The following is an 11,097-nucleotide window of genomic DNA, read 5'->3' as shown; positions in this document are numbered from 1 at the left end:
TCACCCAAACGACATACAAGCGCAACAGACATGCAAGGGGTCGGCTCGTAGAATTCAACCATTGCCTCAGCGCCCCCGCTGACAATGTTTGACCCTCCCTGACCCATCGCAACGATGGGATTTTGAATCCCGTGCCAGACTGGCGCGGGATTTTTTTATCTGCAGTTTCCCTTGCCGCCGATCAAGCCGCGGCCGGCGTCGCTATCACGCGCACTTCGCGTTGCGGATACGGAATCTCGATACCGCTCTCCCGGAAGGATTTCCAGATAGCCATATTGATATCCGATCGAACGCCGCCGGTGCCGGCTTCGGGATCGGCGACCCAGAATCCCAGCTCGAGGTTGATGCCGCTCTCGGCAAAGTCCGTCAACAGCACCGACGGCGCCGGATCGGTCAACACCCGCTCCTGACGGCGCGCAGCCTCGACCATGATCTGCATGGCCTGTTCAAGGTCGGTTCGGTACGCGACCTGAATGGTCACGGCAACGCGAATACGGGTGTCCGAGAACGACAGATTGCGCACGATGTTGCTCACCAGATACTCGTTCGGAATGATGATTTCCGTACCGGTCAGCGTCTTGAGCACGGTGTAGCGCGTCGTGATCTGCGATACGGTTCCGGTCGTTGCCGCATCCACCGCCACCAGATTTCCGAGCCGTATCGACCGGTCGAGCAGGATGATGAAACCGCTGACGTAGTTGCTGGCGATCTTCTGCAGGCCGAAGCCCAAACCAACGGCAAATGCCCCGCTGAAGACCGAGAGGGCTGTCACGTCGATGCCGACCAGCGACAGGCTGCATAACAGGGCGATCACGGTGAGGACGGCCTTGGTCAGTCGCGCCATCACCTCGCGCAGATTCGCATCCATCCGCTCGGCGGCCATCAGCCGGCTTTCAAGCAGGCTGGCGATCCACAGCGCGACGAGCAGCGTGACGCCGATCGTGACTGTGCCATGGATCAGCATCCACAGATCAACCTCCTGTTTGCCGATACGGAAGCTGACTTGCTCCAGCGTTTCTGTGAGCGGGTCGGCCAGACCGGTGAGATGGAGTATCACGCCGAGCCAGATAACGACGGTAACAATGCGTTCGAACCGGGTCAGGAAGATGCCTTGCGGCAGGACGCGTCGCAGCACGTAGGCGAACATCCGCGCCAGCGCCAGCGAAACCAGCAAGGGGCCGGCCAGGTAGAGCAGGCTGAGATGTTCCCAGTGCAAGGCGACGAGCACCTTGCGCAGCACCCACACCAGCACCAGCGCGACCAGCGGGAATGCAATCCGCTTGAGACTGCCGGCGCCGAATTTCCGGAGCGCGCTCTGCGCTTCCGCCGATTCGAGCCTTCCCTCGCTCCCTTTGCGCAGGCGGTACGACAACCACCACGCAACGGCCAGAACAAGCAACAGGGCCAGCACCTGCCAAATGAAATCAGGTGCGAGCAGATCGCTCCACAGCTGGTCGACCAACGCGAATGTCCGCTTCTCGTTCATCGTCTTGTCTCAAAGCCGGGTTCAGGTACGCTGCAGCACCGCGGCAAAGAAGCCGTCCGTGCCGTGACGATGCGGCAGCAAGCGCAGGCGATCGTCGCCTGCTTCCAGCGCGTCAATTTCAACGCCCTGCTTGCGCAGAATGTCAGCGGCCGACAGCAAAACGAAGTCCGGATGCGCGGCCAGGAAGGCGGCAACGATGGCCTCGTTCTCCGCTTCGAGGAGGCTACATGTCGCATAGACCAGCCGTCCGCCCTGCTTGACCGGGCCCGCAGCGGCAGCGAGGATCGACGCCTGCTTGGCGTTGAGCTCGGCGACGCTTTCCGGCGTTTGTCGCCATTTCAGGTCCGGATTGCGGCGCAGCGTGCCGAGGCCGGAGCACGGCGCATCGACTAGCACCCGATCGAGCTTGCCGGCCAGGCGTTTGATCTTGATATCGTGCTCCGACTCGATGCGCACCGGATGCACGTTCGACAAGCCCGAGCGCGCCAGGCGCGGCTTCAGCTTGGCGAGGCGCTTCTCGGCCACGTCGAAGGCGTAGAGCCGCCCTTGCGAGCGCATCATGGCGCCGAGCAGCAAGGTCTTCCCGCCCGCGCCGGCGCAGAAGTCGGCAACCATTTCGCCGCGCTTCGGCTGCACGAGGAAGCCGAGCAGCTGGCTGCCCTCGTCCTGCACCTCGATGCTGCCGTCGAGAAACAGCGGATGACGCGCGAGCGAGGGCTTGCCGTTTAGCCTGATGCCGTGTGGCGAGTAGCGGCACGCTTCGGCCGCGATGCCGTCAGCCTGCAGGCGCGCAAGGACGGCGTCGCGCTCGGCCTTGAGCAGGTTGACGCGCAGATCGAGCGGCGCCGACTGATTGAGGCCAGTCGCCAGTTTCTCGACCTCGTCGGCATCGAACCGGGCGCACAGCGTTTCATAGAGCCAATCCGGGAGATCGAGACGGACGGCCGGCGGCAGATCCTCTAGCTTGACCGCCTTGGCCTGCGCCAGCCACTTGCCTTCGACTTCACGCAGAACGCTGTCGAGTTCGCGCCGGTTCATCCCGTTTACGCACGCCAGCGTGGCGAGCAGCAGGCGGCGCGAGGTGACGTCGTCGCCGCAACGTGCCGAGAGCGAGCGTTTGCGGCGCAAGGCGGCATAGACGGTCTCGGCGGCGAAGCCCCGGTCGGCATGACCCAACTCGCGATGCTGGCGGAAATAGCGCGAGACGACGGCGTCGGCGGGAAAAGGGGAACGCAGCAATTCGGCAAGCAGCGCTTCGGTATGGTTAAACAGGGCGGGTGTAAAGCGCATCATTCCTGACTCAGTTGAATTTCGGTGGCGACCTGGACGAAGCTGTCGCCTTTATTGTCCACATGGCGGATTTTAACCGGCAGCATCAGATATTCATAAGCCAGCCAGAGTTCAGTCGTATTCACGCCCGGCGCGCGCAAATGTAGCGTGCGCAGCGTTCCCGCCGGGACGACGACTGCTTCGTCGCCAATGACCTCCAGACGATAGGCGCCGTATTTCTTGCCCGTCGCCAGCATCAGGATGCCGCCGGACTCGGGCAGCGACAGAAAGCGCAACTGGTAGTTGAACGAGAGCAGATCCTGTGAACCTGTGGTCAGCGGCTGCGGCGCGCGGTCGGCAACACTGATCGTCATGTTTTCCCAATCGAAGGACGCCTTCTCGCGCGCCTCCTTGCCGTTACGCCGGATGGAGAACGAGTCCGGGCGCAATCCCGCCTCCGTTACCGCGCCCCGGCTCTCCATCTCGACGCGATACGCCTTGAACAGCCAGACAAGCCCTGTCGTCTCGACGACCGAGCGCAGGTGATATTGCCCGTCGGCGATCTCCCACTCCTGACGCGCTCGACCGATCTCGAAATTGGAATCACCCCGATCGACGCGGTAAACGATGCGCCCGCGCTCCGGCAGCGGCGGCGCCGCTTCGGCGACGGGCAGCGGCTCGTCCACGACAACCGGCGCCGCCGCGCGCTCGGCCGGATCGCCGACACCACCCGCCGCGGATTGATCGCCAGCGAATTCCACGGGCGTCGGCGCATCCGGCGCCGGAACAGTCGTCTCCGACGATTCGGCAGGCACCGCCAAGACCGGAGGCGCGCTGACGACCGGCGCCGACTCTGGTTTGCGCTTCGGCTTCTTCTTTTTCGGCGGCGGCTTCGGCTTCGCCGACACCTTGGGTTCGTCAGCCAGCGGGACGGAGGCCGGCTTGTTCGTTACCGGCGGAGGCAACCGCTTCAACTCCGCGATCAGCGGCAGCGGTTCCGGCTCGACGGCAACATCGACGTTGGTCAGGAACAAGGCCGCAGCGTGGAGCCCAAGCGAAACGGCCAGCGCGATGAGCAAGGCGAAGGGCATGAAACCCTCAGGCGGCGACCTAATGCGAAACCCGCACCTGTGGCGAGATCAAGGCACCTTCCGCAGCCTGTTCGGCGTCGAAGGCGACGCGGCCATCGACCAGCCGCAGTCGCCCCTCAGCGAACCAGCGTACGGCCATCGGATAGATCTGATGCTCCTGTACGAGTACGCGCGCGGCCAGCGTCGCCTCGTCGTCGCCATCAAGGACCGGCACCGCCGCCTGCACGATCACCGGGCCGTGGTCGAGCTGCGGCGTGACGAAATGCACCGTGCACCCATGTACGCGCACACCTTCGGCCAGCGCCTGGCGATGCGTGTGCAGGCCGGGAAAAGACGGCAACAGCGAGGGATGGATGTTGAGCAAACGCCCGTCGTAATGGCGAACGAAGCCGTCGGTCAGGATGCGCATGAATCCGGCGAGCACGACGAGGTCGGGCGAGTACGAATCGATCGTCTTGATCATCGCTGCGTCGAAGGACTCGCGGCTGTCAAAGCGCGTGTGGTCGACGACGCAGGTTTCCACATCCTGCGCCGCGGCGATCTCCAGGCCTTTAGCATCCGGACGATTCGAGATTACGGCAGCGACGAGCACCGGCAGCGAACCGCCGGCGACGGCCTTGAGCAGCGACTCCATGTTGCTACCTCGGCCGGAGATGAGAATTACGATGGATTTCATTAAAGTCCTAGAGCACTGACGGGGAGAAAAACCGCTGTCGCAAGATTTTGCGTCAAGCGGGTAATCGAGCGCCCGTGTTTGTCTGCGACCACTTTCGACAGCAGTTCCAAGAGGCCGATCACGCGTCCGAATTCCCGCTCGAAGCTCGTATTGGGATTGCTCGGATCGAGTTCATTGGAGAGCAGCATCGGATCGCCGTTGCCCAGCCGGGTCGATGACATCTTCCAGATCGCAATCTCGATGTTGCGCGCGCAATTGTAGAGCTTCTGTTCGTTCAGGTCGTCAAGGACGTAAAAGTCATCGTTGTGCTCGAAGGCGGCGTAGACCATGCCGAGCAAGCCGCTCATCACCGCCAGCACGCGGTCGCCCGGATAGTCAGGGCTGAATGCATGAAGAGCAGCCGCGCCCTCGCGCCTTCCGCCCAGTTCGGGGAAATCGAGCGATCCCGAAAACAGGCGATTCAACGCCGCTTCCCGGCTCGCCAACCCCGCCCGCTTCCATTCCCGCGGGTTACGCTTGTAGAGCTTCTCGGCGATGCGTCGCATACCGGCAACGATCTCGGCCCGGCTGCTGTCGATCACGCGATCGACCTCGGTCTTGGCGAGATAGCGCGGGCTGAAGTATGTCTCATGCTGCCCGCCGGCTCCGACACGCGTCGCGCACGCAGCCGGCAGGAATGCGAGCACGACGATCATGCAGGAGAGAAGACGAGAGATCATGGCCCATCATAGCCCACAGACAATTCCCTCGAATCAGCGCGTTGGCCAGACGGACGACAACAGACGCGCGGAACAAAAACAAATAGCTAATCGTTTTGAAAAATAAGTTTAACTTTTAATTACGAAACCGCCCTTCTACACTGACAGCTCTCCAACCCTTCCCCCGCACGCCATGATGCCCGCCGACCGCCGTTCCTGCCGCTGCTCGCACACCACCGAGACTTCATCGCTGCAAGCCGTCATCTTCGATGTCGACGGCACGCTCGCGGAAACCGAGCGCGAAGGCCATCGCATCGCCTTCAACCGGGCCTTTGCCGAATTCGATCTTGACTGGGACTGGACACCCGAACTGTACGGCGAACTGCTCTCGGTCACCGGCGGCAAGGAACGCGTGCGCCTGTACATCGAGACGCGTGCACTGGAGCATCGTGCGCGTCCCGACCTCGACCTGTGGATCGCACGCCTGTACAAGAGGAAGAGCGAGATCTACTCGGAGCGCGTGCATTCGGGCGCCATCACGCTGCGCGCCGGCGTCGCGCGCCTGATCGGCGAACTGCAGCAAGCGGGCATACGCCTGGCCATCGCGACGACCACGGCGCCGTCCAACATTCACAGCCTGATCTCGGCCAATCTGAAGAAGGACATGCTCGAACTCTTCGAGGTGATCGGTGCCGGCGATCTCCTGATCAGCAAGAAACCGGCGCCCGACGTTTATCAGTGGGTGCTGCAACGACTGGGCTTGCCGCCCGAAGCCTGCCTCGCCATCGAGGACTCGTCGATCGGTCTCACGGCGGCGCGCGCCGCACGTCTGCCGACCGTGATCACCGTCAGCAGCTACACGGCCGACGAGAACTTCGACGGCGCGCTCACCGTCCTCACCGGCCTCGGCGAAGCCGAAGACCCGGCCAGGACCATCGCCGGGCTGCCGCTCGCCGGCGCCTGTGTCGATGTCGCGCAACTGCGCGCATGGCATCGGGCGCTTGCGGCCACGCAAGCGCCCGACGCCGCCCAGCGCGCCTGAAACACGTTCCGCATTCACAACGCCACGAGGGAGAAGACCATGGATCAATCGAAGCGCTACGCCGATCTCAGCCTCAAGGAAGAAGACCTGATCAAGGGCGGCAAACACATCCTCTGCGCCTACAGGATGAAGCCGAAGGCCGGCGTCGGCTATCTGGAAGCCGCCGCGCACTTCGCCGCCGAGTCATCGACCGGCACCAACGTCGAAGTCTCGACGACCGACGACTTCACCAAAGGCGTCGACGCGCTCGTCTATCACATCGACGAGGCGACCGAGGACCTGCGCATCGCGTATCCGCTCGATCTCTTCGACCGCAACATGATCGACGGCCGCTTCATGCTCGTCTCCTTCCTGACGCTGACCATCGGCAACAATCAGGGCATGGGCGACATCGAGCACGCCAAGATGATCGACTTCTACGTGCCGGAGCGCGTCATCCAGATGTTCGACGGCCCGGCCAGGAACATCGCCGACCTGTGGCGCATCCTCGGCCGCCCGGTCGAGAACGGCGGCTACATCGCCGGCACGATCATCAAGCCCAAGCTCGGTCTGCGCCCCGAGCCGTTCGCCGAAGCCGCCTACCAGTTCTGGCTCGGCGGCGACTTCATCAAGAACGACGAGCCGCAGGGTAACCAGGTCTTCGCGCCGATCAGGAAGACGATCCCGCTCGTCTACGACGCGATGAAGCGCGCGCAGGACGAGACCGGCGAAGCCAAGCTGTTCTCGATGAACATCACCGCCGACGACCACTACGAGATGTGCGCGCGCGCCGATTTCGCGCTCGAAGTCTTCGGCCCCGACGCCGACAAGCTGGCCTTCCTCGTCGACGGCTACGTCGGCGGACCCGGCATGATCACCACCGCGCGCCGCCAGTATCCGAACCAGTACCTGCACTACCACCGCGCCGGCCACGGCGCCGTCACCTCTCCGAGTTCGAAGCGCGGCTACACGGCCTTCGTCCTCGGCAAGATGAGCCGTCTGCAGGGCGCCTCGGGCATCCACGTCGGCACCATGGGTTATGGCAAGATGGAAGGCGAAGGCGACGACAAGATCATCGCCTACATGATCGAGCGCGACGAATGCCAGGGCCCGGTTTATTTCCAGAAGTGGTACGGCATGAAGGCGACGACACCGATCGTCTCCGGCGGCATGAACGCGCTGCGCCTTCCCGGCTTCTTCAAGAACCTCGGCCACGGCAACGTGATCAACACGGCGGGCGGCGGCTCGTACGGCCACATCGACTCGCCGGCAGCCGGTGCGCGTTCGCTGCGCCAGGCCTACGAATGCTGGAAGGCCGGCGCCGATCCGATTGCCTGGGCGAGGGAACACCGCGAGTTCGCCCGCGCCTTCGAATCCTTCCCGAAGGACGCCGACGCCCTCTATCCTGGCTGGCGCGAGAAGCTGGGAGTTGCAGGGTAGCCACCTGCAACAGGCATTGCGGACAACCATGGCGCGGCAACTAATCGCCCGCCCGGTTGTCCATCGGCATCAGAAAACAACGAAATACCAGAAAAAGCAAAGAATGAGCAGTTCAGACACACGCGCGGAAACCCACGTATTCACCCCCCTGCAAAGAGGCCTCGGCAAGCCACGGACCAACGCCGCCAACAAGCCGGCATGCAGGCAAAGCAGGCAAAGCAGGCTGCGCAACGCCCGCAGCGCATTCGTGTCGCGCCGCAACGCCGCGCTGCTCCTGCGCTACACGCTTCGCCTGTTCCTGCTGTGCTGCGCACTGTACGCGCTGTACACGATCGGGTTCTACCTGCTCTTCCGCGACCGGCTCTTCTACTCGCTATTTATCGCCCGCAGCCTGATGCTCTAGGCGTTTGAGGTAATCTGGCGCAAATTCGAGGACGAAGTCCCAGAAGGCGCCGAGCGCCGGCGTCAGGCGCTTGCTCTTGTGGCGCACGAGGAACCAGCGGCGCATCACCGGCATGCCCTCGACCGGCAGCACGACGAGGCGTCCGGCGCTCAGTTCGAGGCCGAGCGTGTGCTGCGAGATGAAACTGATCCCGAGCCCGGCGACCACCGCCTGCTTGATCGCCTCGTTGCTGCCCATCTCCATGTCGATGTTCGGCTCGATCGAGTGCTCGCGGAAGAAGCCCTCCATCGCCAACCGGGTGCCGGAGCCGGCTTCGCGCACGATCATCGTCTCCTGCGCGATGTCATCGAGCGTCAGCGCGGTGCGGCCGACCAGCGGATGATCGGCACCGGCGACGATCACGAAGGGGTGCGGCGCAAAGGTCGTCGCCTCGGCTTCCATGTCGGCTGGCGGGCGGCCCATGATCGCCAGATCGACCTCGTTCGAGATCAGCATGCGCGAGACTTCCTCGCGGTTATCCACCAACAGGCGCACGCGCACGTCGGCCTGCGCCTTGCGAAACTCGGCGAGCAATCCGGGCGCGAAATACTCGGCCGTACTCGTCACGGCAATCGTCACGCGCCCGCCCTTGAGCCCTTTGAGCGCCATCAGCGACTCGTCGGCGTCCTTCAGCGACTGCAGAATCTGGCGCGCGTGGTCGAGCAGGATGTCGCCAGCCTCTGTCAGGAAAACCTTCTTGCCGATACGGTCGAACAACTGCGTCCCGCAGACATCCTCCAGCTGCTTGATCTGCAGCGAGATCGCCGCGTGCGTCAGGTGCAGCTTCTCGGCCGCACGCGCAAAAGACAAATGCGACGCGGCGACGGAGAATATCTGAAGTTGCCGGACGGTTGCGCTTCTCATGATTAGTCTTTGCTAAATAAAATAAACAAAACGTTTAACTAGCGATTTTCTATCACATCAATAGAATCGACTCAATAGTCCCACTGTCGATATTGAATTCTGCTGGAGCCACGCCATGCAGTTCGGTCGCACCAACGTCAACAAATTCCTGATCGAGGAGCAGCGCCGCAATCCGGCGCTGGCCGGTGATTTTTCGATGCTGATCAGTGACGTGGTCCGCTCGTGCAAGGCAATTTCTCAAGTCATTTCGCGCGGTGCGCTGGCCGGACTCGCGGACGACCCGTGGTCGCCGAATCCGCACGACGAAGACCCGGCCTCGCCGACCCATCTGGCCAACCAGGCGTTCCTCAACCATTGTGCCTGGGGCGGCCACCTGACGGCTTTGACGTCGAGCGAGACTCCCGACATCGTTCCGATTCCGAACGAGGGCGTGCGCGGCAGATACCTGCTGGTTTTTGATCCGCTCGACGGCGCACCCAACCTCGACGTCAACGTCACCGTCGGCAGCATCTTCTCGGTACTCGCCTGCAGGAACGATATCGACGAGCCGACTGCGGCCGACTTCCTGCAACCCGGATCGCGCCAACTCGCCGCGGGGTACGCGCTGTACGGCCCATCCACGATGTTGGTGATGACCGTTGGCAACGGAACGCACGGCTTCACGCTCGACCGCGAAATCGGCGAATTCCTGCTCACGCACCCCGACATGCGCATCCCGCCGGAGACCAGCAGCTTCGCCATCAACACGTCGAACGGCCGCTTCTGGGAGCCGCCGATCCGCCGCTACGTGGACGAATGCATGGAGGGCCGGACGGGTATCCGTGGCAAGGACTTCAACATGCGCTGGGTCGCTTCAATGGTCGCCGACATGCATCGCATCCTGGTGCGCGGCGGCATTTTCATGTACCCGCGCGACACGCGCGATCTGAAAAAACCGGGGCGTCTGCACTTGCTGCACCAGGTCGGCCCGATGGCGATGATCGTCGAACAGGCCGGCGGCATGGCATCGACCGGCCACGAGCGCATCGCCGATGTCACACCGACCGAACTGCATCAGCACGTGCCGGCGATCCTCGGATCGCGCAACGAGGTCGAACGCATCAACCGCTACCATACCGAGCACCTGAACGGCGAGGACGAACCGTTCAGCTCGCCGCTCTTCTCCACGCGCAACCTGTTCCGCCCCGATTACCCGGGCCAGTAGGCCACACACCATTTCAGGAGTAGCGCCCATGTCGATCACCCACCCCATCATCGCCGTGACGGGCTCGTCAGGCGCCGGCACCACCTCGGTGACGCGCTCGTTCCAGCACATTTTCCGGCGCGACAAGATCAACGCCGAGACGATCGAGGGCGACAGCTTCCACCGCCACGACCGCGCCGAAATGAAGGCCAGGATGCTCGAACGCATGGCGGCGGGCGACAACCATTTCAGCCATTTCGGTCCGGAAGCCAACCTGCTCGGGGATCTCGAGAACCTCTTCCGCGAATACGGCGAAACGGGGCGCGGCAAGCGCCGCCACTACATCCACGACGCCGACGAAGCCAAGGTCTACGGCACCGAGCCGGGCAAATTCACCGCGTGGGAAGAGCTGCCGGAGAACACCGACCTCCTGTTCTACGAGGGACTGCACGGCGCGGTGAAGACGGATGACGTCGACGTCGCGCGCCACGTCGACCTGTGCGTCGGCGTGGTGCCGATCATCAACCTCGAATGGATCCAGAAGATCCACCGCGACAAGTCGCAGCGCGGTTATTCGAAGGAGGCGGTGATGGACACCATCCTGCGCCGCATGCCCGACTACATCAACTACATCTGCCCGCAGTTCTCGCGCACGCACGTCAATTTCCAGCGCGTGCCGACCGTCGATACGTCGAACCCGCTGATCGCCAACGACATCCCTTCGCTCGACGAGAGCTTCGTCGTCATCCGCTTCGCCAACCCGAAGGGAATCGACTTCCCCTACCTGCTCTCGATGATCCACGACTCATTCATGTCGCGCCCGAACATCATCGTCTGCCCGGGCGGCAAGATGGGGCTGGCCATGCAGATCATCTTCACGCCGATGATCCTGCACCTGATGGACAAGAAGCGCCGCGCGCGCTGACG

At 63.1% G+C, this 11,097-nt stretch carries 11 protein-coding genes; 5 read left to right on the top strand and 6 right to left on the bottom strand.

Annotated elements, in window-relative coordinates; genetic code table 11:
• Window positions 1-181: 181 nt before the first annotated feature.
• The 5 genes from KBA32_RS09565 to KBA32_RS09545 are packed head-to-tail and all read right to left on the bottom strand — an operon-like array spanning window position 182 to window position 5,217.
• The gene (locus KBA32_RS09565) at window positions 182-1,486 is read right to left on the bottom strand and encodes a mechanosensitive ion channel domain-containing protein (RefSeq protein ID WP_294358062.1); all 1,305 of its coding nucleotides are present in this window, start codon (window positions 1,484-1,486) and stop codon (window positions 182-184) included.
• 21 nt (window positions 1,487-1,507) lie between these two features.
• Window positions 1,508-2,779, bottom strand: coding sequence for an RsmB/NOP family class I SAM-dependent RNA methyltransferase (locus KBA32_RS09560; RefSeq protein ID WP_294358060.1), 1,272 nt, complete (start codon window positions 2,777-2,779; stop codon window positions 1,508-1,510).
• Window positions 2,776-3,846, bottom strand: a complete 1,071-nt coding sequence (locus KBA32_RS09555; protein WP_294358058.1) for a DUF3108 domain-containing protein — start codon at window positions 3,844-3,846, stop codon at window positions 2,776-2,778. The genes KBA32_RS09560 and KBA32_RS09555 overlap by 4 nt, the downstream gene beginning before the upstream one ends.
• Window positions 3,847-3,865: 19 nt before the next feature.
• The gene (purN, locus tag KBA32_RS09550) at window positions 3,866-4,522 is read right to left on the bottom strand and encodes a phosphoribosylglycinamide formyltransferase (protein WP_294358055.1); all 657 of its coding nucleotides are present in this window, start codon (window positions 4,520-4,522) and stop codon (window positions 3,866-3,868) included.
• The gene (locus KBA32_RS09545; protein ID WP_294358053.1) at window positions 4,522-5,217 is read right to left on the bottom strand and encodes a hypothetical protein; all 696 of its coding nucleotides are present in this window, start codon (window positions 5,215-5,217) and stop codon (window positions 4,522-4,524) included. The genes purN and KBA32_RS09545 overlap by 1 nt, the downstream gene beginning before the upstream one ends.
• Before the next feature lie 199 nt (window positions 5,218-5,416).
• On the opposite strand from KBA32_RS09545, the gene KBA32_RS09540 reads away from it, so the two are divergent.
• The 3 genes from KBA32_RS09540 to KBA32_RS09530 all read left to right on the top strand — a co-directional run bounded on the left by KBA32_RS09540 (window position 5,417) and on the right by KBA32_RS09530 (window position 8,084).
• Window positions 5,417-6,262, top strand: coding sequence for an HAD-IA family hydrolase (locus tag KBA32_RS09540; protein WP_294358050.1), 846 nt, complete (start codon window positions 5,417-5,419; stop codon window positions 6,260-6,262).
• 39 nt (window positions 6,263-6,301) lie between these two features.
• Complete coding sequence (locus KBA32_RS09535) at window positions 6,302-7,681, top strand: ribulose-bisphosphate carboxylase (protein WP_294358046.1); 1,380 nt, start codon at window positions 6,302-6,304, stop codon at window positions 7,679-7,681.
• Window positions 7,682-7,784: 103 nt separating this feature from the next.
• Complete coding sequence (locus KBA32_RS09530; protein ID WP_294358043.1) at window positions 7,785-8,084, top strand: hypothetical protein; 300 nt, start codon at window positions 7,785-7,787, stop codon at window positions 8,082-8,084.
• Here the strand turns inward: KBA32_RS09530 and KBA32_RS09525 are convergent.
• Window positions 8,055-8,987: a LysR family transcriptional regulator gene (locus KBA32_RS09525; RefSeq protein ID WP_294358040.1), complete on the bottom strand. Its 933-nt coding sequence runs from the start codon at window positions 8,985-8,987 to the stop codon at window positions 8,055-8,057. The genes KBA32_RS09530 and KBA32_RS09525 overlap by 30 nt on opposite strands.
• Window positions 8,988-9,102: 115 nt before the next feature.
• Between KBA32_RS09525 and KBA32_RS09520 the strand changes: the two genes are divergently transcribed.
• Window positions 9,103-10,191, top strand: a complete 1,089-nt coding sequence (locus KBA32_RS09520; RefSeq protein ID WP_294358035.1) for a class 1 fructose-bisphosphatase — start codon at window positions 9,103-9,105, stop codon at window positions 10,189-10,191.
• Between the two features lie 28 nt (window positions 10,192-10,219).
• Window positions 10,220-11,095, top strand: coding sequence for a phosphoribulokinase (locus KBA32_RS09515; protein WP_294358032.1), 876 nt, complete (start codon window positions 10,220-10,222; stop codon window positions 11,093-11,095).
• Window positions 11,096-11,097 lie beyond the last annotated feature (2 nt).

The sequence above is a fragment of the Propionivibrio sp. genome (assembly GCF_017995515.1).
In the GTDB taxonomy this organism is placed as follows: Bacteria; Pseudomonadota; Gammaproteobacteria; order Burkholderiales; family Rhodocyclaceae; genus Propionivibrio.
The sequence above is the reverse complement of the archived record's forward strand: the minus strand, read 5'-3'. Positions and strand labels throughout refer to the sequence as shown.

Excerpts from the sequence above, each read along its gene's own strand:
- purN (WP_294358055.1), bottom strand. The coding sequence starts at position 4,522 with ATGAAATCCATCGTAATTCTCATCTCCGGCCGAGGTAGCAACATGGAG.
- KBA32_RS09540 (WP_294358050.1), top strand. The coding sequence starts at position 5,417 with ATGCCCGCCGACCGCCGTTCCTGCCGCTGCTCGCACACCACCGAGACT.
- KBA32_RS09560 (WP_294358060.1), bottom strand. The coding sequence starts at position 2,779 with ATGATGCGCTTTACACCCGCCCTGTTTAACCATACCGAAGCGCTGCTT.
- KBA32_RS09520 (WP_294358035.1), top strand. The coding sequence starts at position 9,103 with ATGCAGTTCGGTCGCACCAACGTCAACAAATTCCTGATCGAGGAGCAG.
- KBA32_RS09535 (WP_294358046.1), top strand. The coding sequence starts at position 6,302 with ATGGATCAATCGAAGCGCTACGCCGATCTCAGCCTCAAGGAAGAAGAC.
- KBA32_RS09525 (WP_294358040.1), bottom strand. The coding sequence starts at position 8,987 with ATGAGAAGCGCAACCGTCCGGCAACTTCAGATATTCTCCGTCGCCGCG.
- KBA32_RS09545 (WP_294358053.1), bottom strand. The coding sequence starts at position 5,217 with ATGATCGTCGTGCTCGCATTCCTGCCGGCTGCGTGCGCGACGCGTGTC.
- KBA32_RS09555 (WP_294358058.1), bottom strand. The coding sequence starts at position 3,846 with ATGCCCTTCGCCTTGCTCATCGCGCTGGCCGTTTCGCTTGGGCTCCAC.
- KBA32_RS09565 (WP_294358062.1), bottom strand. The coding sequence starts at position 1,486 with ATGAACGAGAAGCGGACATTCGCGTTGGTCGACCAGCTGTGGAGCGAT.
- KBA32_RS09515 (WP_294358032.1), top strand. The coding sequence starts at position 10,220 with ATGTCGATCACCCACCCCATCATCGCCGTGACGGGCTCGTCAGGCGCC.
- KBA32_RS09530 (WP_294358043.1), top strand. The coding sequence starts at position 7,785 with ATGAGCAGTTCAGACACACGCGCGGAAACCCACGTATTCACCCCCCTG.